Below are 19,978 nucleotides of genomic sequence, written 5' to 3'. Positions count from 1 at the left end.
TTCATTCCTCCTGTTTCAGGCGCCGCGGCCCGCCGAGCCAGCCCGCGGCCAGCAGCGCCGCCGCCGCCGCTGCGAGCATCCACGCCGCGCCGAGCATCAACTTGATGCGCCCGATCGATCCCGCGGTCCACAGCGCCGCCTCGTCATACGCCGCGTCGATCAACGCGTCCGACGGCAGGTCGGGGCATTCGCTTTCATAGACCAGCCTGGCGTCGGGCGTGCATTCGGTCCCGCGCACCAGCGGCGCGCCCTGTTCGCCCGCGATGACATAGCCGCTGTGCGCCCAGCCGTAGGTGGCGGCCGCCACCACGAACAGCGCGAGCAGCGCGCCCTGCACGCCGCGCTTGGTCCACCATTTCGCCTGCCCGCTGCCGATCACCCCGGCGGGGATCGCCAGCGCGACCAGCGCGGCGAGCCAGCCCACCGGCGAGGCGGGCGGTGCCAGGCCGCCCAGCCACGCCGCGAGCAGCAGCAGCGCGAGCACCGCGCCGCCAGCACCCGCGCGCACAAGTGCATTGTTCCAGCTCAGCTTCGCGGTGCCCTGCGGCTTGGCCGACCGATATTCGCGCACGTCGGTGACGCCGTTGACCAGCTGGCTCACCACATCGCCCAGCCGCGCAATATGGTCCTCGACCGGCGGCGACAGCGCGTCGAGCCAATGCGGCACGCTCATGAAATATTCGAGGCTGCGCTCGGGGACGACATCCTCGATGCGAAAAGGAATGATCGGCAGCCCCAGGTGCACCGCGCGCTCGACCTCGCGCAGGATCTGCGGCGACGTATTGGCGTGCCGCGAAAAGACGAGGACGAAGACCTGCGCGCCCTTGAGACCGGTGATGATCGCCTCGCCCCATTCGGTGCCGGGCAGGATATCGCGCGGCGCGATCCAGCAGCGATGCCCGCGCTCCTCCAGCAGCGCACACACCATGTTCGCGATGGTGCGGTCCTTCGACGAATAGCTGATGAAGACCTCTGCCGCCATCGGTCCTGTCCCCCCGCCACGATCATGCCGCGCGGGGCAGGGGAGGGCAATCTTTGAATTGATGGCGACTGATCCTCCCCATCGCTTCGCGTGGGGAGGATCATCTCATGACGCGAACGATTCGCATTATCATAAAACTTGACCCCCGCGATTCACACCCCTAGAGCACTGCTATTGCGAGTTATTCGCAAAACTGAAGGGGAAGACAATTGAAGATCCAGCGTTCGCCGTCCGTCCACCGTCTCGCCGCGGGCACCGCGCTCGGCCTCGCGCTCACCGCGACCACCGCGCCCGCGATGGCGCAGGACAATGACGGCGAATATTGGGTTCAGCGCAAGAACCAGATCGTCGTCACCGCGACGCGCACCGAGGTGAAGGCCGAGGATGTGCCGCTCACCGTTTCGCTGATCACCGAAGAGCAGATTGCCAACGAACTCGCGACCGACATCCGCGACCTCATCCGTTTCGAACCCGGCGTCAGCGTCCAGCGCCAGCCCGCGCGCTTCGGCGCCGCGCTCGGCGCGACCGGCCGCGCGGGCAACGACAGCTTCAACATCCGCGGCATCGGCGGCAACCGTGTGCTGATCCAGGTCGACGGCGTGCGCGTCCCCGACGGTTTCAGCTTCGGCGCACAGGCCTCGGGCCGCGGCGACTATGTCGACCTCGGTCTCGTCAAGTCGGTCGAAATTCTGCGCGGCCCCTCGTCGGCGCTCTACGGCAGCGACGGCCTCGCGGGCGCGGTCAGCTTCATCACCAGCGACCCCGCCGATTTCCTGACCGGCGGCAGGTCGGTCGGCGGCCTCGTCCGCGCGAGCTACAGCAGCGCCGACGAGGAGTTCGCCGAAACCGCGATCGTCGCGGGGCGCAGCGGCGACTGGTCGATCATGGCGGCCTATACGCGCCGCGACTGGCAGGAACTCGACAACAAGGGCACCAATCCCGGCATCGTCTTCCCCGTCGGCACGCCCGGTACTTCGGGCCTCGTCCCCGGCACCGGGCCGCAGCGCACGCTGCCCAACCCGCAGGACGGCAAGTCGAACGCCGCGCTCGCGCGCATCGTCTACGACCCGGCCAACGGCCACAAATTGCGCCTGACCGGCGAATATCTCGATACTCATCTCTACACCAACGGCCTCACCGGCGTGACCGCGACGCGCAACGCCGCGGGCGTCATCACCTCCAGCGTCGATCGCCTCGAAGGCTTTGACAGCGGCGAGCGCAAGCGCGTGTCGCTCGACTGGAGCTGGGAAGGCGAGGGCGCGATCGATTTCGTCCGCGTCGCGCTCTACTGGCAGGACGGCGAGGACAATCAATATACCGAGGAAGACCGCACCCCCGCCGCCGACCGCACCCGCCTGAACACTTTCGAGAACCGCGTGATCGGCGCCGCCGCCGACGCGCGCGCCGATTTCAACACCGGGTCGATTTCGCACCGCCTCGTCTTCGGCGGCGACCTCAGCAGTACGCGCCAGCGCGGCCTGCGCGACGGCACCGTGCCGCCCTTCGGCGAGACCTTCCCGACGCGCGCCTTCCCCAGCACCGATTTCACCCGCGCCGGGCTGTTCGTTGGCGACGAAATCTCCGTCGCCGACGGCCGGTTGCTGCTCTATCCCGCGCTGCGCTTCGACTGGTACAATCTGTCGCCCGACGACGATCCGCTGCTCCCCGCTTTCAACGGCGCCGGGCAGGACGGCTCGCGCGTCTCGCCCAAATTCGGTGCGGTGTTCAAGATCACCGACGAGGTCCGCCTGTTCGGCAATTACGCCACCGGCTTCAAGGCGCCCGAGCCGGGGCAGGTCAACCAGTTCTTCTCGAACCTCGCGTCGGGCTATACTTCGATTCCGAACCCCGATCTTGGGCCCGAACGCAGCGAAAGCGTCGAGGGCGGCATCCGCTTTTCGAACGACGCGATCAGCCTCGACGTGACGGCGTTCGCCTCGCGCTACAAGGATTTCATCAGCCAGGAGGTCGTGGACGGCAGCTTCACCCCCGCCGACCCGGCCGTCTATCAATTCGTGAATCTCGATCGTGTTCGCGTGCATGGCGCCGAAGCGCGGTTCGAGGGGCGAGCGTCGTCCGGCCTCTATACGACGCTCGCCCTATCCTATGCCACCGGCGACGTGATCGAGCCCACTGGCGCGCGCAGCCCGCTGTCGACGATCGACCCATTGAAGCTGGTGGCCGGCGTCGGTTATCGTGAACGCAGCGGGCGCTTCGGCGGGCAGGTCATCATGACGCACGCCGCGCGTCAGGAAGCCTCGCGCACCGACGGGCTCTGCACGCCGCAATGCTTCCGCCCCGACGGCTTCACGATCCTCGACGCGACCGCGTTCGTGCGCATCGTCGATGGGCTGACGCTGCGCGTCGGCGTCTTCAACATCCTCGACAAGAAATACAGCTGGTGGAGCGACGTCCGCGGCCTCGCGTCTACCTCGCTGATCGCCGACGCCTATACCCAGCCCGGCCGCAATGCGAGCGCTTCGCTCAGCTACAGCTTCTAGATAAGACAGAGGGACTGCACCGATGAACATATATCGCAAGATCGCCGCCACGCTGCTGCTCGCCGCTGCGCTGCCCACCGCCGCGCTCGCTCACCCGCCGATCGCCGAGGAAGCCGCCGCGGCGAACTTCGAACAGGATCGCGCCGACATCCTCGCGATGGCGGGCAATTACCGCGTCAGCTTCAACATGCAGGAATCGACGCGCTGGGATCCCGATTACGAGGTCCTCGAACCCAAGCGCTCGGGCGGCAACGAGGTCGTGCGCGTGATCGAGGATACGGGACGCGTGATCCGCTTGCAGCACATGCTCGTCATCACCGGCGACGACGACAAGAGCATGATCATCAAGCATTGGCGCCAGGACTGGGAATATGAGCCCGCGAAGGTCCTCGTCTATTCGGACCGCAACGCCTGGACCTGGGAAGACGTCCCCGAGCGGATGCGCACCGGGCGCTGGTCGCAGACGGTCTATCAGGTCGATGACAGCCCGCGTTACGGCGGCTGGGGCCAGTTCGAAACGCAGGCGGGCATCCGCCGCTGGCGCTCGAACTGGACATGGCGCCCGCTCGCGCGCCGCGACGCCGTACGTAATCCCGTCTACGACCGCTATTATTCGATCAACCGCCACCAGCCCTCGCCCGACGGCTGGGTCCATTGGCAGGACAATACGAAGATGGGGATCAAGGACGGCAAGCTGGTGCCGATCATCCAGGAATATGTGCTCAACACCTATATCAAATATGACCAATATGACGTGAAGGCGGCCGACGATTATTGGGCCGCGACCAAGGATTATTGGGCCGCGATCCGCGCCGAATGGGACCGCGTCGCCTTGGCCAAGGGGGGCATCGCGATCCAGGAGGAAGCGCAGACGGGCACCGTCATCAGTGGCCGCCTGCTCGAAATGGCCGACGAGATCCAGGACAAGACGCCGACCACCGTGAAGGCGATCGACGAAGCGAAAAAGCTGATCGAGACCAACACGCGAAAGCTCTGACGACCTCCACCATGTTAAGCCCGCCCCTCAAAGGGGCGGTCTCCGCTAGAGGCCGCCCCATTTTTTCCGTTCGAGGGTCAGCAAATGGGTCGGCGGCCGTCGTGGGGTGGTGAGGCTTGGTGAGGGGCACTGCGCCAGCGGGCGCAAAATCCCTTTCAACTGCGGCTAGGCAGCAGGCTGCCAAGCCTTCGTATCTCTGCCTCAAGGGGAGAGAAATCAGATCATCAGACATGGCGTTTTACCCGAAACCGCCGCCCAAAATGGCGTACGCGCTTTGCCTTTCTCTTCATCGCCCGGTTGGTGCACCAGATGCCCGCTACGAAATTTTGCGTCCGATGTCACACGCGCCGATCCTGTCTCGTCATATCCATACAACCCCTCGATGGAGACATGACATGACCAATGTGACCGACCCCTACGCCGCCGCCCCGACGTTGATGAAGCAGTGGACCGCCATGTCGATGGCGGTGCAGAACAGCCTCGAGGCGAGCCTGATCGAGCTGGTCAAGATCCGCGCGTCGATCCTCAACGGCTGCGCCAATTGCATCAACATGCACACGACCGAAGCGCGCGCGAAGGGCGAGACCGAGCAGCGCATCTACCTGCTCGCCGCCTGGCACGAAGCCCCCTGCTATACCGACCGAGAACGCGCCGCGCTCGCCTGGACCGACGCCTTGACGACGCTGTCGCAAGGCCACACACAAAAGGCCGCCAAGGACGCGCTCGAAGCGCATTTCACGCCGGAGGAGCAGGTGAATTTGACGCTGATGATCAACGTGATCAACGGCTGGAACCGCATCGCGGTCGGCTTCGACCTCTGGTACGAGATGCCGGCGGCGAAGGCCGCCTGATGACCCCCGAGGGCATCCCCGGCACCGCGGACAATGCGGACGCAGCGGTCAGTTTCGACCCGCTGCGTCCGCTGCTCACCCGCGTCGCGTACCGCATGCTCGGCTCGGTCGCCGATGCCGAGGATGTGGTGCAGGATGCCTTCCTCCGCTGGCTCGCGACCGACCGCAGCGCGGTGCGCGAGCCCGCGGCGTTCCTCCGCCGCACGGTGACGCGGCTCTGCCTCGACCAGATCAAATCGGCGCGCCACCAGCGCGAGACCTATGTCGGCCCCTGGCTCCCCGACCCGTTGGTCGAGGAAGAGGACGACGACGTCACGCTGCCGCTGATGCTCGCACTCGAACGGCTCTCGCCCCTCGAACGCGCGGCCTTCCTGCTCCACGATGTCTTCGGGGTCGAGTTCGACGAGGTCGCGAAGACCATCGACCGTGATCCCGCCGCGACGCGCCAGCTCGCGGCGCGCGCCCGCACCCACGTCCGCGAGGCGCGCCCGCGCTACAAGCTCGAAAAGGACAAGGGTCTCGAAATCGCCAACGCCTTCTTCGCTGCCTCTCGCAGCGGCGACATGGGCGCGCTCGGCGCGCTGCTGGCAGCCGATGTCGGCATGTGGGCCGACGGCGGCGGCAAGCGCCCGGCGGCAGCGATCCCGATCCTCGGCAAGGCGCTGGTGATGAAAGTGCATCGCAGCCTAGCGGTGCTGCTCCGCAAATATGGCTCGACGCTGGTCCATGCGGGGATGATCAACGGCCTGCCGGGCTTCGTCACCCGCGAGGCCGACGGCGAGTTCCAGACCACCGCGCTCGAAATCGAGGACGGCAAGGTCACCGGCATTTACGTGATGCGCAACCCCGACAAATTGCGCCATATGCATTAGAGGCTGTGCAACATCGGCGCTTGCCGATAGTTGCGCCCTTGATGCTGACCGTCGAAACCTTTGAAGCCGCGCCCTGGCCCGACCCGCTCGACTGGGAAGCACGCGCGGGCGAGGCTGTCGCCGCGGCGCTCGCGCTCACGCCTTTTGCCGGCCTCGCCGACGCCGCGCCGCTGGTCGAGGTCGCCGTGCGGCTGACCGACGATGCCGAGGTGCAGACGCTCAATCGCGATTTCCGTGGCAAGGACAAGCCGACCAACGTGCTGTCCTTCCCGCAGGTGCAGAACGACCTGCTCGAAGGCCTGACCAACAGCGACGACGGCGAAATATTGCTCGGCGACATCGTGCTGGCGCGCGAAACCTGCGCGCGCGAGGCCGACGAGAAAGGGATTTCGCTCGCGGATCATGCGACGCACCTGATCGTCCACGGCGCGCTGCACCTCGTCGGTTACGACCATATGGACGACGCGTCGGCGCACGCGATGGAAGCGCTCGAAGTGAAAGCGCTTGCATCGCTGGGCCTCGCCAATCCATATGCCGAGCTGGATTAACAGGGAAACTCAGACCATCATGCCCGACGACCAGGGATCTTCGACCCGATCGGAAGAGGACAGTAGATCCGGCCTGTGGGCCGGACTTAGGACATTGCTCTTCGGCGGCGACAAGGAGCCGTCGCTGCGCGAGCAGATCGAAGAGGTCATCGACGAGGCCGAGGAAGAGGGCCAAGACCGGCGCGGCAGCAGCGTCGTCGGCGACCTTTCCCCGATCGAGCGCAAGATGCTGCGCAACCTGCTGCATTTCGGCGAACAGACGGTCGATGACGTCGCGGTGCCGCGCGGCGAGATCATCGCGATCGACGAGAGCGCGAGCTTCGAAGAGGTCGTCGCGCAATTTGCCGAGGCCGGGCACAGCCGCCTGCCGGTCTATCGCGAGAGCCTCGACGAGGTCGTCGGCATGATCCACGTCAAGGACGTCTTCGCGGTGCTCGCCGAAAAGCGCAGCCCCCCGCCGCTGCTCGATCTGATCCGCCAGCCGCTCTACGTACCGCAATCGATGGGGGTGCTCGACCTCCTCGCCGACATGCGCGCGCAGCGCACACACCTCGCGATCGTCATCGACGAATATTCTGGGACCGAGGGCCTCGTCACCATCGAGGATCTGGTCGAGGAAATCGTCGGCGAGATCGAGGACGAGCATGACGACGAACCCACCGCGCTCTTCGCGCGTGGCGACGACGGCTGCTGGGACGCCGATGCGCGTGCCGAACTCGACGATATCGGCGAAGCGATCGATCCGCGGCTCGCCGAGGTCGAGGAGGATGTCGACACGCTGGGCGGCCTCGCCGCGGTGCTGGCGGGCCACGTTCCCGAAGTCGGCGAAATCCTGTTGCATCCCAGCGGCTGGCGCATCGAGGTGACCGAGGCCGACGAGCGCCGCGTCCATCGCCTGCGGCTGCATCCGCCGGTGGTCGTCGAGATGGAAGCGCCGTCGGAGACGGGCGACTGAGATTGAATTTGCCGGGCGACGCGGGTAGCGGAGGCCGGATGGACGTGTCCGGCCTCCGCATCGCGCTGTTCAGCGGCAATTACAACATGACCGTCGATGGCGCGAACAAGGCGCTCAACCGGCTCGTGGGCTATCTGCTCAGCAAGGGCGCCGCCGTGCGCGTCTATTCGCCGACCGTCGCCAACCCCGATTTCGAGCCGACCGGCGACCTCGTCAGCGTGCCGTCGATGCCGATCCCGAACCGGCCGGAATATCGCATTCCGCTCAACTTCTCGAGCCGGGTGCGCGAGGACCTCACCGCCTTCGCGCCCAACATCATGCACATCTCCAGCCCCGACCGCGTCTCGCGCCAGGCAGCGGCGTGGGCGCGGCGGCGCAAGCTGCCCGTCGCCTGTTCGGTGCACACGCGCTTCGAAACCTATTTCCGCTATTACAACCTCTCCTTCGTCGAGCCGATCATCGTCGCCTGGCTGCGCAAGCTCTATCGCAGATGCGACGCGCTGATCGCGCCGTCCGAGAGCTTCGCACAGGTGCTGCGCGAGCAGCGGATGAACTATGATATCGGCATCTGGACGCGCGGGGTCGAGCGCGAGGTCTTCAACCCCTCCCGCCGCGACATGAGCTGGCGGCGGAGCTGGGGCATCGCCGACGATATGCCCGTCATTGCCTTCCTCGGGCGGCTGGTGATGGAAAAGGGGCTCGACGTATTCGCCGACGCGATCGACCAGCTCCAGCGCCGCAAGGTCGAGCATGAGGTCGTGGTGATCGGCGAGGGTCCTGCGGGCGACTGGTTCGAATCGCGGCTGCCCGATGCCAAGTTCGTCGGCTTCCAGGGCGGCGAGGACCTCGCGCGCGCGCTCGCCTCGTGCGACGTCTTCTTCAATCCCTCGGTGACCGAGACCTTCGGCAACGTCACGCTCGAAGCCATGGCTTGCGGGCTCCCCGTCGTGGCGGCGCGCGCGACGGGCAGCGCCAGCATCGTCAAGGACCGGGTCACCGGCTATCTGGTCGCGCCCGGATCGATCACCGGCTTCGCCGACCATCTCCAGCGCTATTGCCAGGACGATATGCTGCGCGGATCGCACGGCGCCGCGGCGCTCGCCGAGAGCCAAAATTACGAGTGGGACGCGATCAACCAGGCGGTCGCCGACACCTATATCCGGCTGATCCGGCAGAAGCAGCGGCGGGGATAGGGCGTGGCCGGCGACCTGTTCGGCGACGAGGAGGGCCCCGCCACAGGGGGCGCGCCTGCGACCGGCGCGCCGCTCGCCGAGCGCCTCCGCCCCAAGACCCTCGCCGAGGTCGTCGGGCAGGAGCATCTGACCGGCGCCGACGGCGCGATCGGCCGCATGGTCGCCGCGGGCCAGCTCTCGTCGATGATCCTGTGGGGCCCGCCTGGCACCGGCAAGACGACAATCGCGCGGCTGCTCGCCGAGGCGGTCGGCATGCGCTTCGCGCCGCTATCCGCGGTCTTCTCGGTGGTCGCCGACCTCAAGAAAGCCTTCGCCGATGCCGAGAAGATGGCGGGGGCGGGCAAAAGAACCCTGCTTTTCGTCGACGAGATCCATCGCTTCAATCGCGCGCAGCAGGATGGCTTCCTGCCCTATGTCGAGCGCGGCTCCGTCGTGCTCGTCGGGGCGACGACCGAGAATCCCAGCTTCGCGCTCAATGCGGCGCTTTTGAGCCGCGCGCAGGTGCTGGTGCTGCGCCGCCTCGACGAGGAAGCGATGGCGACCCTGCTCGATCGCGCGGAGGCCGAGGTGGGCAAGCCGCTGCCGCTGACCGATGCGGCGCGCGAGGCGCTCACCGCGAGTGCCGACGGCGACGGGCGTTTCCTGCTCAACCAGGTCGAGACCCTGTTCGCGGCGGGCATCACCGAGCCGCTCGATCCCGCGGCGCTGGCGCAGCTGCTCCATCGCCGCATGCCCGTCTACGACAAGGATCGCGACGGCCACTACAATCTAATTTCGGCGCTGCACAAGGCGCTGCGCGGCTCGGATCCGCAGGCCGCGCTCTATTATATGGCGCGCATGCTCGTCGCGGGCGAGGAGCCGCTCTATGTGCTGCGCCGCCTCGTGCGCTTCGCGAGCGAGGACGTCGGGCTCGCCGACCCGCAGGCGCTGGTGCAATGCCTCGCCGCCAAGGACGCCTACCAGTTCCTCGGCTCGCCCGAGGGCGAACTCGCGATCGTGCAGGCGTGCCTCTATCTCGCGACCGCGCCCAAATCGAACGCCGCCTACGTCGCGCAAAAGACCGCCTTCGCCTCGGCGCGCGACACCGGCAGCCTCGCGCCGCCCGCGAACATCCTCAACGCCCCGACCAAGCTGATGAAGGAACTCGGCTATGGCGCGGGCTATGAATATGACCATGATGCTGAGGGCGGCTTTTCGGGCGCCGATTACTGGCCCGAAGAGATGGGGCCGCAGACCTACTACCGCCCAACCGACCGCGGCTTCGAAAAGCGCATCGCCGAACGCATCGCGTGGTGGGATGAACAGCGCAAGGCGCGGGGGTGATCGCTTCGGGGCGGGAAGCCGCCTTTGCCTTGTTCCAAAGTTCAGGAAAGTTCAGCCCTCTGCGCCCCCGAACAGGACGTCAGCAACCGCCTTTATCGACCGATTCGAAGAGCCTGGTTCGACGCTTGCATAGCCGGATAATGTAGGAAAGGCTTTTTTGACGATGGCGGTTTTGGGGTGGAGAGCGGACGTTCGTCCTATCCCGTTCCCCGGCGAAAGCCGGGGCCCAGGATGCGCGCGCCGGGCTAGCCATCTGAGCCCCGGCTTTCGCCGGGGAGCACAAGAGGTTGATTTCCCAATTTGTGTCACCCCGGGCTTGACCCGGGGTCCCGCTCTTCACCGTCGCCAAGCGGGACCCCGGATCAAGTCCGGGGTGACGATGCTATAAATGACACCTAACGCCCGCAACCTGCCATACCGAAGCTTGCGCCGCCAACCGCTTCGCCTTAGCCATCTGCCATTGGGTCGCTCCACGTCCGGGAACCAACCATGTCTTTGACCCTCGCGATTGCCGTCCTAACGACCCCCGTCATCTCCTGCCGCAGCGGCAGCATCGAGACCGAATGCAGCCGTGCCGACGTCGCGAAGAAGATCGCGCTCGTGCCCGACCGGATCGCGAAGATCGCCGACACCTGCCTCTATGATTTCGGCGGCCGCTGCGCGGTCGAGGCGAGCGGACGGATCGAAGTGCCCGAGCGCGGCGGCACGCTGCTCTGGCAAAAGGCGTCGCTTGCGCCACGCGATGGGCCGGGCGCTTGGATGGTCGTCATCGTAGCGCGCGATGCCACGGGCAAGGCGGCGCTCGCAGGCTTTGCCGAAAGCTCGGGATCGATCGGCACCCCCGACCTCGTCGCCAGCGACGGGACGCGCAGCCTCGTCCATGTGACCGGTACGCTTGCTGGCAGCGGCGGCGGCAACGCCGATGCGCTGTTCATCGGAGAGGGCGACAAGGCGGCTTGGGGACAGGTCGATATGGAGGGCTGGTACGACGACGGCAGCAAGATGTTGCCCAAGGGCTATTGGCTGCGCGGCCCCGCGAAGTTCATCTTTGCCGAGATGATGGCGGTGATTCCGGTCGCGCGCGACGGCGACGGCAATTGCTGCCCGCGCGGCGGGCAGGGTTTGTTCGATCTCGAGATCAGGGACGGCAAGCTGCTGCTCACCGGCGTGCGCTTCCAGCCGATGCAGCCGGTCGGCGAAGCCGTCGAATATCCGGCGCCGAAGGGCGAATGATGCGAAAATTGGACAGTTGGTTGGTAAAGGCTTCTGCGATGCTCGGGCGGCTGACGCTGGGCACGGCGCTCGCCGCGGTCGCGCTTCCTGCGCAGGCCGCCGACGCCAATGCCGACCTCAATCGCGCCTGGGCCGCGGGCTATCGCGCCGCCTTCACCTGTTCGTCGCTGTGGAACGGCGCGGGCAAGCCATTGGACGCCATCGAGCGCGACGAACTCACCGGCATCTATCCGGAGATCGAGGCCGACGTCCGTATACTCAGGGCCGAGGTTGACCAGAAGAAAAAGCTAGTCTCGGTGCGCTATCGCGACGACATGCCGCCGCGCATCGCCGAGTGGGACAGCCGCGAAGGGTGCGTGACGCTGCCGATCGGCGCGGTGCCACGCGAGCGGAGCGACTATCGCCCGGGGCGACCCAATCTGGACGACCGGCCATGGCCGCTCGGCGATGCGGAAGCCCTTGCGCCGATGCCGCGTGCGCCGTCGCGCTACGAACGGGCCGTGATGGATGCGGCAAGTTTCGGTGGCCGGACCAGCGCATTGCTGATCGTCAAGAGCGGCAAGATCGTCGTCGAGAACTACGAACTGGTCCACGATATCCACACCGCGCAGCGCACCTTTTCGGTCGCCAAGTCGATGGCGGCGACGCTGATCGGCAACGCCGTGCTCGATGGCGACATCGACGTGACGCAGCCCGCGATGATCGCCGAGTGGCAGGCGCCCGGCGACCCGCGCGCCGCGATCACCACCGAACAGCTCATGCGCATGGCGAGCGGCCTCACCAGCGACACCGCGGGCAACCGCAGCGACGCCATCTATATGGGCGGCGCCTCGGTGCGGCAGTGGACGGTGCAATGGCCGCTGCTGAACCCGCCGGGCAGCGTCTATCGTTATGCCAACAACGACACCTTGCTCGCGGTGCAGTCGCTGAAGGCGGCGCGGCAAAAGGTGCTCGACGAGCGCAATGCCAGATCGGCGATGATCCGCCGCGGTCCGGCGCTCGATCCGGTGGCCTTTTTCGACCGGCTGGGCATGACGCGCACCTTCGCCGAGCATGATGCCGATGGCGATTATATCCTGTCGAGCCAGGTCTGGACCACCGCGCGCGACCTCGCGCGGCTGGGGTTGCTCTATCAGGACGACGGCATGTGGCAGGGCCAGCGGCTGCCCCCCGAGAATTGGCGGCGCTTCGTCACCACGCCGAGCGGGCCGCAGCCCGCGGGCGCCTTCGGCTATGGCGCGGGCTTCTGGCTGCTGAACAAGTCGGAGGGCATCCCCGCCGACGCCTTCGGCGCCTTCGGCAACCGCGGTCAATATGTCGTCGTCATTCCCTCGCGGCGGCTGGTGATCGTGCGCCAGGGCTATGACGACGACAAGAACCGGCTCGACATCGCGAAGCTGGTCGCGGCGGTGGTTGCGGCGGACGGGCGGTAGGGGCGAGGCGGTTTTGTTGGCGGCTTCGGGGTGGTTAGCGGACGGTCCTCTATTTCCGTTCGTGTCGAGCGAAGTCGAGACACGCTTGGAAAGCGCCGGCCTTCACGTGTCTCGACTTCGCTCGACACGAACGGGTTTTATAGCGCGGTTTGTCCGCTACCGCCCGAAAGCCGTCGCCTCTCCTCTAACCCGGATAGCGCTCGAACGCCGGCAGGTCGGCCAGATTGTCCATCCAGCGGATGCGCTCGGCGGTCTGGATCTGGACCTGCGCGGGGATCAGGTCGGGGTCGTCGAGCGTCGCCGACTGGACGTCGATCTGGCCCGGGAACACCGCGTCGCTGGTATAGAAGAGCCCGGTGCCGCAATCGCCGCAGAAATGGCGGCGGCCATGTTCCGACGAGGCGTAAATCTTGGGCGTGCCCGTCACTTCGAGCTCGTCCTGCCCGACCAGCGCCCAGCCGACGATCGGTGCACCGGCGTGGCGGCGGCAGTCGGAGCAGTTGCACAGCGCATGATGGACGACGGTGGTCGGCATCGAATAGCGGATCGCGCCGCAATGGCATTGGCCGGTGGCGCGGGTGGGGGCGTCGCTCATCATCTCTCTCCTCGGGAAGCGGATCGGGAACATAACATAAACATGGACCGTGTCCAGCCGGTGCGGCTGCCCGCTTAGCCACTTGTTAACCACATCCCTTTAGACCCCGATCGACAAGGATAGTGGGGAGTTTCCATGTATCAGCAGCGGGCCGAAGTTCTGGCTTTCGACCGGGCGCAGGCGCTCGGCGTGACGATCGTCATGCCGTGCCTCAACGAGACGATCAGCCTGCCGCACTGCATCGCCAATGCGAAGGACGCGCTGGCGCAGATCGAGAAACGCTTCGGGCTGGCCGGCGAAATTGTCATCGCCGACAACGGGTCGACCGACGGCAGCCAGGCGCTGGCCGAATCGCTCGGCGCGCGGGTCGTGCCGGTCGCGCGGCGCGGCTATGGCGCGGCGCTGATCGGCGGCTGCACCGCGGCTTACGGCGATTATATCCTGATGGGCGACTGCGACGGCAGCTATAATTTCACCGAAGGCGTGGCGATGATCGGCAAGCTGATCGAAGGCCACGACCTCTGCATGGGGTCGCGCTTCGACGGCGGGATCGCGCCCGGCGCGATGCCGTGGAAGAACCGCCACATCGGCAACCCGGCGCTGACGGGCATCCTCAACCTCTTCTTCCGATCGGGCATCAACGATGCGCATTGCGGGCTCCGCGCGATCCGCAGGCACGCGTTCGACGACCTCGGCCTCGCGGGCGAGGGCATGGAATTCGCCAGCGAGATGGTGATCAAGGCGTCGCTCAAGAAGATGAAGGTGGTGCAGGTTCCGGCGACCTTGTCGGTCGACCTGCGCGACCGCGCACCGCACCTCCGCCCCTGGCGCGACGGCTGGCGGCACTTGCGTTACCTGCTGATGCTGTCGCCGACCTGGGTGTTCGGCGTTCCGGCGATGCTCGCCGTCGGCAGCGGGGCGCTGATCCTGCTCGTCGCGCTGGCGCATCTGCTCGGTATCGTCGGCGGCGAACCGCTGTTCGGCGCGAGCTGGACGATCGCCGCGGGGTTCCTGGTCAGCGTCGGCCATCTCGCCGCGATCATGGCGCTCGCGACGCATTTCCACGGCGTCAACCGCGGCTATCGCACGCTGCGCCCGGTCATCCGCCGCTACGCCGACTGGCTGACGCTCGAGACGATGCTGATTGCCGGGGCGCTGCTGCTGCTCGGTTCGGGCGGCGGGATCGCCGCGCTCGTCTATTACTGGTCGCAGACCGGGTTCAACGCGCTGACCTCGGTGCTGCCGACCGTGCTCGCGCTGACCGGCGCGACCGTTGCGATCCAAACCATCCTCGGCGGTTTCCTGCTCGCGATCATCAACGGGCACCGGGCGACGCTCGCGCCCGGCGGCGAGGCATGACCAAGGCCGCCACGGGACAGCGGGTGCCGCGTTACACCGCGGTCAGCCTGTTCTGCGTCCTGTTCAACAATGTCCTGCTGATCGCGCTCGACGCGGGCGGCGTGCATTATGGCGCCGCGGTGCTGATCAGCGCGGCGGTGATGATCCCGCTGTCCTATACGCTCCAGCGGCTCTTCACCTTCGCGGCCGAGCCCGGCTGGGCCGCCTTCGCGCGCTACGCCGCGGTGCAGCTCGTGAACACGCCGATCGCGTGGCTGTTGTTCCTGCTGATCCACGACTGGGGCTCGCTGCCGATGCTGTTCGCCGCGCCGATGGTCACCGGGCTGCTTTTCGTCTGGAACTTTTTCACCAGCGGCTGGGCCATCGCGCCGCGCGCCGCCGCCAAATCTTCGCTGTGAAAGGCCGAATATGTCGATCCCGTCCGACCTCCTGACCGAATTCGTCGCGCGCTACCCCGCGCAGCCCGCGACCGCCTTTCTGCGCAGCATCGAGATCCAGCGCTTCGCCGACGCGATCGAGCCCGAAGGGCTCGGCCTCGACCTCGGCTGCGGCGACGGCATCCTGACCGACATCCTCTTCCGCGAGGCGGGGGTCACGCCGCGGCTCGTCGGCATCGACATCGACCCGCTCGAAACCGCGGCGGCGGCGAAATATGATTTCTACGAACGCATCCACACCGTGCCCGCGCAGGCGATCCCCGAACCCGACGCCAGCTTCGATTATGTGATCTCGAACTCGGTGCTCGAACATATCCCCGACCTCGAGGGCGTGATCGCCGAGGTCGGCCGGCTGCTCAAGCCCGGCGGGGTTTTCTGGTTCACCGTGCCGGGGCCGGGCTTTCGCGCCAATCTGTCGGGGAGCATCATCCCCGGCGCGTCGCGCGAAGCCTATCTGGCCGAACTCGATAAAAGGCTCGCGCATTTCCACTATCTGTCGGAAAGCGACTGGAACGACATTTGCGGGCGCCACGGCCTGACGGTCGACAGCGTCGACGGCTATCTCGACCGCGGCGAGACGCGGCGCTGGGAAAGCTTGTCGCGCATGACCGGCGGCCTGCTCCACAGCCTGACCGGCGGGCGCAGCCGCCCGATCGAGATCCAGCGCCGCTTGAAGCTGCGCGACCTGCAGAACAGCGCCGCGATGCCGCGCGTCGTCGCGTCGGCGCTGGCCAAGGCGATCGCCGCAGGGGTGCGCCCCGACGCGGTCGAGGCGCCGCCGTCGTGCCTGCTGGTGACCGGCCGGCGTCCGCTCGTGCAGGGCTGACGCCGACGCCGCGCAAACGATATCGGTAGAAGGAATAGGTGACCGGTCGCGGCTTGAGCCGCGGCCTGTCATTTCTTGCGCGCGATGATCCGGATCGCCGACGGGCGGCCGCTCAATTTTTCGCCCAGCCACTGCAGCGGATGCAGCGCGATCCCCGCGAGCAGGAAGGGCAGCGCATTGGGGCGCCCGAAGGCGTTGGCGAGGCTGCGGCCCATGGTGGGCACGCAGACGTCCAGGTCGTGCTCGATCGTCAGGCCGGCGCGTTCAACCAGCGCGCGGAGCGCCGGGCGCGAGAAATGCGTGCGGTGGAAGGGCAGGTACCAGGCGTCCCAGGCTTGGCCGAGCAGGCGCGTCCAGACGCAGTCGATATTGGGCACTTCGAGCACGATCGTGCCGCCGGGCGCGGCCAGCGCGGCGATGCGGCCGAGCAGCGCCTGCGGATCGTCGTCATGCTCGAGCACGTGGAACGCGCTCACGAGATCGAACTTGCCGGCATGGTCGCCGGCCTCGCCGATCGGGAAATAGCCGCGGCCCGCCAGTTCGGCGGGGGGCGCGGCGTGAAAATCGGCGCCGGTGACTGTCGATGCGGGCAGCATCTCGCCCAGGCAGCGCGTGAACTGGCCGCTGCCGCAGCCGAAATCGAGCGCGCCCTGCGGCGCGGTGCGCAGCTGGCGCAGCAGCGTGCGCGCCTGGCGGCGAAAGGCGATGTCCTTGATCCGGTGCGCCAGGCCGCGCGCGTCGGGCTGGAAATCCTGGCTCTCGCGCCCTTCGTAGAGGAAGGCGACGTCGGCGAGCGGCGGCATCGAGACGCCGATCCCGCAGCGCGTACAGCGCAGGATGCTGACCTCGCCGACCTTGCCGCTCTTGTCGGTGAAACGGCCCATCGATGCGAAGTCGCACGGCGCGCCTTCGCCCACGGCGCAGGGCCGGACGTCGGCGACGGGGTGACGGTGGATCATGCGAGGCCTTCCGCGAGATATGGCCCACGCTTGTGCCCCGATATGGTTAACAGCTGCCTAAGTTGTCGCCTCACGGGGCGTCCATATCGGCCAGAATCTGCGCGGTACTGCCGGCGATCGACAGGCGCGCGGCGTTGGCGGCGAACCAGGCGCGGGTGCGGGCGCGCAGCGCGTCGCCGCCGTCGATCGCCGCGGCCATCGCTTCCGCGAGCGCGGCGGGGGTGGCGTCGGCGGCGACGAAGCCATTCTCGCCCGGATCGACAAGTTCGGTTGCGGCATTGTCGGGGGCGGGGACGACGATGACCGGAACGCCGCGCGCCGCGGCCTCGACCACGACCATGCCATAGCCTTCGCGTTCGGACGGCTGCACGATCGCCGCGGCTTCGGCCATCGCGGCCTCGATCTCGGCCTCCGCGACAAAGCCCGGGCGGCGGATCGCCTCGCCGAGCCCCCGCCGCGCGATCTGCGTCTCGATCGCCGCCTGTTCGGGGCCGCGGCCGAAGATGGTGAGGCGCACCTCGGGACGCTGCGCCGCGAGCAGGGCAAAGGCGTCGACGAGCAGCGATACGCGTTTTTCGGGGATCAGGCGTCCGGCATAGACGAGCGTCGGCGGGACGGCGGCCGGGTGCGCGGAATAGGCGCTCCCGGCATATTCGCCGGGCAGGATCGTCACCGGTGTGGGACAGCCGATCGCTTCGGCGCGCGCGGCATGCAGGCGCGAGAAAGCATAGGCTTTTTGCGGCACCCGCGCGCAAAGACGCTGGACCGCGATGCCGAGCCATCCGAGCCAGCCGAGATAGGCGCGCCAATAATCGTCGGTCCACACCTCGTGCCAGTCGACCGCGATGCGGTAGCCCGAGAAGGGGCGCAGCAGGGCGGCCGCGAGCAGCGAGAAGAAGGGGAAGGAGGCGAGGTGCAGCCGGTCGTAGCGTCGGCCATGGCGCAGGAGGTGCCAGAACAGGCCGATGCCGAACCGCAGCGGCGGCCAGATGCGCCGCTTTCCGCCGGCGTAAAGTCCCATGCGCGGACCGACCGCGACGACCCGGACCCCGGGCAGATTGGGCGGATTGGACGCGTCCCACTGGCGCAGCGTCAGATAGGTCACCTCATGCCCCGCCGCCGCCAGCCGCTCGGCCAGATTGCGATACCAGCGCTCGGCGCCGCCGATCGTCCAGGGGAAAAGGCAGTCGTAGACGACCGCGACCCTCACAGCGGCACCTCGGCACAGCCGGCCGCCCGGAGCCGCGCCCGCGCCTCGGCCATGCGGGGACTTTCGGCCGGGGTCGCGCGGCCGAACAAGGCATTCACCGGCGCTAGCGTCGCCGCATCGACGATCGCGACGCGCTTGCCGTCGCACAGCCGCGGCGACCAGTTGCCGCGCGGTAGCTGATAGCCGTCGAGGCGGATCGGCCGACGATCGAGGAAAGGCGGGTTAGAGACGAGGTCGCTCGCCGCAAAGGCTGCGCGTTCGTCCACCAGCACATAATCGGCGTCGCTCGCGGCGATTCGCCGGTCGAGCGCGGCATAGGGCTCGGCGAAGCGATGCGCGTTCCAGCCGAGCCAGAGCAGCATGGCGAGCGTCGCCATGCTCGACATGGCGACGAGGCGCCGGTGGTCGAGCCCGCGCTCGCGCAGCGCGATCCAGCCATAGCCCGCGAGCAGGCAGAGATTGCCGATCGTCCCGTGCAGATAGCGATAGCCCCAGCCATGGCCCTGATAGGGCAGCAGTATGAGCAATGCGGCGGTGGTAAGGATCGGGCCGAGCGCGAGCGCCCGGACGACTCCGTCGCTGCGCCAGCGCAGGGCGATCGCGGCGAAGGCGAGCGGAAGCAGTAGGACATGCTGCCACGCCGCGAAGCGCAGCAGGTTGAGGGCCATCAGCCAGAAGCCGTTGGGGTCCCACTGTGCGAGCGTTTCGAACAGGCGCGTTAGATAATCAGCGCCGCCTGCGACCGCGGCCGGGGTCGCCGCCGGCCCCGCTGCCGCCACGACCATGCCCGGCCAGCCCAGCCAGAACAGGCCGATCGCCGCATAACCGCCGATGAGCAGCGCCAGCACCCGCCACTGCCGGCGTTCGGCCAGCAGCAGCAGGAAGGGCGCGACGAATAGCGGGTGGAAGATCGGCTGGTGCAATCCCGTCGCGAGGAAGCCGATGGGGAGCAGCAGCGCATAGGCCCACCAGCGATCGCGCAGGAAGAGCGCGAGCCAGAGGAGGTTGAGTGCGAGGTGCCCCGTCATCGCATAGCTGGTCGTCGCGGTGACGAACATCTGCGCCGACAGCAGCAGGCAGAGGAGGGCGATGGCCTGCGGCGCCGCATCGCCAGGCCACAGGCGGCGTGCGCAGGCCCAGAGGGCGAGCAGCGCGACGGCGGCGAGCAGCGGTGCGGTGGCATGGGCGTCGCCCAGCGCGGCGCCGACGGCATGCAGCGCGGCGTTGACCGGTAGATAGCCCGAGACCCACGCGTCCGCGGGCAGTCCCGGCAGGACGAAAGTCCGATTGAGCGCCTCGCCCGTCGCCGCCCAGTCGGCGGAGAGGCGCGCAAAAAGATCGCCGCGCGCCAATATGTCGGCGTCGAACAACACCATCTGCTCGTCGCGGCTGAGGTCATAGCCGTGCATCAACCAGCCATGCCCGCTCCACGCGAAGGCGAAGAGCAGGGCGGCTGCGAGCCACGGCCACCATGGCGCCAAGCGCGGCGTGAAGGCGGGGCCGCTCGTACCCCATCGCCGCATCGCGAGCAGCGCCGCAGCGAGCCCGACGAGCGCGGGCAGATCCTGCCGCCGCCAGAAATAGCCGCTGAGCCCCGGCGCGGTTTCGGTGTCGAACAGCAGCGGGCCGATGGCGACGAGCAGCAACAGCATGGCAAAGCCCGCAACTAGCGCGCGCTGCCCCGGCCACTCCGCTGTCGGCGCC

18 protein-coding genes are annotated in these 19,978 nt (G+C 67.5%); 13 read left to right on the top strand and 5 right to left on the bottom strand.

Going from position 1 to position 19,978, the window contains the following annotated elements:
- Nucleotide 1: 1 nt before the first annotated feature.
- Entirely contained in the window at nt 2–982 is a 981-nt protein-coding gene (locus tag BWQ93_RS09790; RefSeq protein ID WP_077030380.1) for a toll/interleukin-1 receptor domain-containing protein, read from the bottom strand.
- Nucleotides 983–1,191: 209 nt separating this feature from the next.
- Between BWQ93_RS09790 and BWQ93_RS09785 the strand changes: the two genes are divergently transcribed.
- The 10 genes from BWQ93_RS09785 to BWQ93_RS09740 all read left to right on the top strand — a co-directional run bounded on the left by BWQ93_RS09785 (nt 1,192) and on the right by BWQ93_RS09740 (nt 12,888).
- Nucleotides 1,192–3,483: a TonB-dependent hemoglobin/transferrin/lactoferrin family receptor gene (locus BWQ93_RS09785; protein WP_443029370.1), complete on the top strand. Its 2,292-nt coding sequence runs from the start codon at nt 1,192–1,194 to the stop codon at nt 3,481–3,483.
- A 22-nt stretch (nt 3,484–3,505) separates the two neighbouring features.
- Nucleotides 3,506–4,480 carry a DUF6607 family protein gene (locus BWQ93_RS09780; RefSeq protein WP_077030379.1) on the top strand — a complete coding sequence of 325 codons (975 nt, stop codon included), beginning with the start codon at nt 3,506–3,508 and terminating at the stop codon, nt 4,478–4,480.
- A 395-nt stretch (nt 4,481–4,875) separates the two neighbouring features.
- Nucleotides 4,876–5,331 (top strand): carboxymuconolactone decarboxylase family protein, encoded by a 456-nt coding sequence (locus tag BWQ93_RS09775; protein ID WP_077030378.1) that lies wholly within the window; start codon nt 4,876–4,878, stop codon nt 5,329–5,331.
- Nucleotides 5,331–6,203 carry a sigma-70 family RNA polymerase sigma factor gene (locus BWQ93_RS09770; protein WP_077030377.1) on the top strand — a complete coding sequence of 291 codons (873 nt, stop codon included), beginning with the start codon at nt 5,331–5,333 and terminating at the stop codon, nt 6,201–6,203. The genes BWQ93_RS09775 and BWQ93_RS09770 overlap by 1 nt, the downstream gene beginning before the upstream one ends.
- Before the next feature lie 41 nt (nt 6,204–6,244).
- Entirely contained in the window at nt 6,245–6,751 is a 507-nt protein-coding gene (gene ybeY / locus BWQ93_RS09765; RefSeq protein WP_077030376.1) for an rRNA maturation RNase YbeY, read from the top strand.
- A gap of 19 nt (nt 6,752–6,770) precedes the next feature.
- Nucleotides 6,771–7,706: a hemolysin family protein gene (locus BWQ93_RS09760; protein ID WP_077030375.1), complete on the top strand. Its 936-nt coding sequence runs from the start codon at nt 6,771–6,773 to the stop codon at nt 7,704–7,706.
- A gap of 38 nt (nt 7,707–7,744) precedes the next feature.
- Nucleotides 7,745–8,899, top strand: coding sequence for a glycosyltransferase family 4 protein (locus tag BWQ93_RS09755; protein WP_077030374.1), 1,155 nt, complete (start codon nt 7,745–7,747; stop codon nt 8,897–8,899).
- Nucleotides 8,900–8,902: 3 nt separating this feature from the next.
- Complete coding sequence (locus tag BWQ93_RS09750; protein WP_083720791.1) at nt 8,903–10,222, top strand: replication-associated recombination protein A; 1,320 nt, start codon at nt 8,903–8,905, stop codon at nt 10,220–10,222.
- A gap of 489 nt (nt 10,223–10,711) precedes the next feature.
- Nucleotides 10,712–11,455: a hypothetical protein gene (locus BWQ93_RS09745; RefSeq protein WP_077030373.1), complete on the top strand. Its 744-nt coding sequence runs from the start codon at nt 10,712–10,714 to the stop codon at nt 11,453–11,455.
- Between the two features lie 38 nt (nt 11,456–11,493).
- Entirely contained in the window at nt 11,494–12,888 is a 1,395-nt protein-coding gene (locus BWQ93_RS09740) for a serine hydrolase domain-containing protein (RefSeq protein ID WP_077030372.1), read from the top strand.
- 184 nt (nt 12,889–13,072) lie between these two features.
- Here the strand turns inward: BWQ93_RS09740 and BWQ93_RS09735 are convergent, their stop codons facing one another.
- Nucleotides 13,073–13,483 (bottom strand): GFA family protein, encoded by a 411-nt coding sequence (locus BWQ93_RS09735; protein ID WP_077032308.1) that lies wholly within the window; start codon nt 13,481–13,483, stop codon nt 13,073–13,075.
- A 135-nt stretch (nt 13,484–13,618) separates the two neighbouring features.
- Between BWQ93_RS09735 and BWQ93_RS09730 the strand changes: the two genes are divergently transcribed.
- From BWQ93_RS09730 to BWQ93_RS09720, 3 genes are read left to right on the top strand one after another with little or no spacing between them, the layout of a single operon-like run.
- A complete protein-coding gene (locus tag BWQ93_RS09730; RefSeq protein ID WP_077030371.1) occupies nt 13,619–14,842 on the top strand; it encodes a glycosyltransferase family 2 protein in 1,224 nt (407 codons plus the stop codon).
- Nucleotides 14,839–15,240: a GtrA family protein gene (locus tag BWQ93_RS09725; RefSeq protein WP_077030370.1), complete on the top strand. Its 402-nt coding sequence runs from the start codon at nt 14,839–14,841 to the stop codon at nt 15,238–15,240. Before BWQ93_RS09730 ends, BWQ93_RS09725 begins: the two co-directional genes overlap by 4 nt.
- A 10-nt stretch (nt 15,241–15,250) precedes the next feature.
- Nucleotides 15,251–16,105 carry a class I SAM-dependent methyltransferase gene (locus tag BWQ93_RS09720; RefSeq protein WP_077030369.1) on the top strand — a complete coding sequence of 285 codons (855 nt, stop codon included), beginning with the start codon at nt 15,251–15,253 and terminating at the stop codon, nt 16,103–16,105.
- 68 nt (nt 16,106–16,173) lie between these two features.
- On the opposite strand, the gene BWQ93_RS09715 is transcribed toward BWQ93_RS09720, so the two are convergent.
- The 3 genes from BWQ93_RS09715 to BWQ93_RS09705 all read right to left on the bottom strand — a co-directional run bounded on the left by BWQ93_RS09715 (nt 16,174) and on the right by BWQ93_RS09705 (nt 19,926).
- Nucleotides 16,174–17,064 (bottom strand): class I SAM-dependent methyltransferase, encoded by an 891-nt coding sequence (locus BWQ93_RS09715; RefSeq protein ID WP_077030368.1) that lies wholly within the window; start codon nt 17,062–17,064, stop codon nt 16,174–16,176.
- Nucleotides 17,065–17,134: 70 nt separating this feature from the next.
- Entirely contained in the window at nt 17,135–18,274 is a 1,140-nt protein-coding gene (locus BWQ93_RS09710; protein ID WP_077030367.1) for a glycosyltransferase family 4 protein, read from the bottom strand.
- Nucleotides 18,271–19,926, bottom strand: coding sequence for a hypothetical protein (locus BWQ93_RS09705; RefSeq protein WP_077030366.1), 1,656 nt, complete (start codon nt 19,924–19,926; stop codon nt 18,271–18,273). The genes BWQ93_RS09710 and BWQ93_RS09705 overlap by 4 nt, the downstream gene beginning before the upstream one ends.
- Between the last annotated feature and the right edge of the window lie 52 nt (nt 19,927–19,978).

The organism is Sphingopyxis sp. QXT-31 (assembly GCF_001984035.1).
Taxonomy (GTDB): domain Bacteria; phylum Pseudomonadota; class Alphaproteobacteria; order Sphingomonadales; family Sphingomonadaceae; genus Sphingopyxis.
Note: the sequence above shows the minus strand (reverse complement) of the source record. Positions and strands in the feature narration are given on the sequence as shown.

What these genes read in the sequence shown, in the direction of transcription:
- BWQ93_RS09790 (WP_077030380.1), bottom strand. Translation starts at nt 982, where the DNA reads ATGGCGGCAGAGGTCTTCATCAGCTATTCGTCGAAGGACCGCACCATC.
- BWQ93_RS09780 (WP_077030379.1), top strand. Translation starts at nt 3,506, where the DNA reads ATGAACATATATCGCAAGATCGCCGCCACGCTGCTGCTCGCCGCTGCG.
- BWQ93_RS09775 (WP_077030378.1), top strand. Translation starts at nt 4,876, where the DNA reads ATGACCAATGTGACCGACCCCTACGCCGCCGCCCCGACGTTGATGAAG.
- BWQ93_RS09770 (WP_077030377.1), top strand. Translation starts at nt 5,331, where the DNA reads ATGACCCCCGAGGGCATCCCCGGCACCGCGGACAATGCGGACGCAGCG.
- ybeY (WP_077030376.1), top strand. Translation starts at nt 6,245, where the DNA reads ATGCTGACCGTCGAAACCTTTGAAGCCGCGCCCTGGCCCGACCCGCTC.
- BWQ93_RS09760 (WP_077030375.1), top strand. Translation starts at nt 6,771, where the DNA reads ATGCCCGACGACCAGGGATCTTCGACCCGATCGGAAGAGGACAGTAGA.
- BWQ93_RS09755 (WP_077030374.1), top strand. Translation starts at nt 7,745, where the DNA reads ATGGACGTGTCCGGCCTCCGCATCGCGCTGTTCAGCGGCAATTACAAC.
- BWQ93_RS09745 (WP_077030373.1), top strand. Translation starts at nt 10,712, where the DNA reads ATGTCTTTGACCCTCGCGATTGCCGTCCTAACGACCCCCGTCATCTCC.
- BWQ93_RS09740 (WP_077030372.1), top strand. Translation starts at nt 11,494, where the DNA reads ATGCTCGGGCGGCTGACGCTGGGCACGGCGCTCGCCGCGGTCGCGCTT.
- BWQ93_RS09735 (WP_077032308.1), bottom strand. Translation starts at nt 13,483, where the DNA reads ATGAGCGACGCCCCCACCCGCGCCACCGGCCAATGCCATTGCGGCGCG.
- BWQ93_RS09730 (WP_077030371.1), top strand. Translation starts at nt 13,619, where the DNA reads ATGTATCAGCAGCGGGCCGAAGTTCTGGCTTTCGACCGGGCGCAGGCG.
- BWQ93_RS09725 (WP_077030370.1), top strand. Translation starts at nt 14,839, where the DNA reads ATGACCAAGGCCGCCACGGGACAGCGGGTGCCGCGTTACACCGCGGTC.
- BWQ93_RS09720 (WP_077030369.1), top strand. Translation starts at nt 15,251, where the DNA reads ATGTCGATCCCGTCCGACCTCCTGACCGAATTCGTCGCGCGCTACCCC.
- BWQ93_RS09715 (WP_077030368.1), bottom strand. Translation starts at nt 17,064, where the DNA reads ATGATCCACCGTCACCCCGTCGCCGACGTCCGGCCCTGCGCCGTGGGC.
- BWQ93_RS09705 (WP_077030366.1), bottom strand. Translation starts at nt 19,926, where the DNA reads ATGCTGTTGCTGCTCGTCGCCATCGGCCCGCTGCTGTTCGACACCGAA.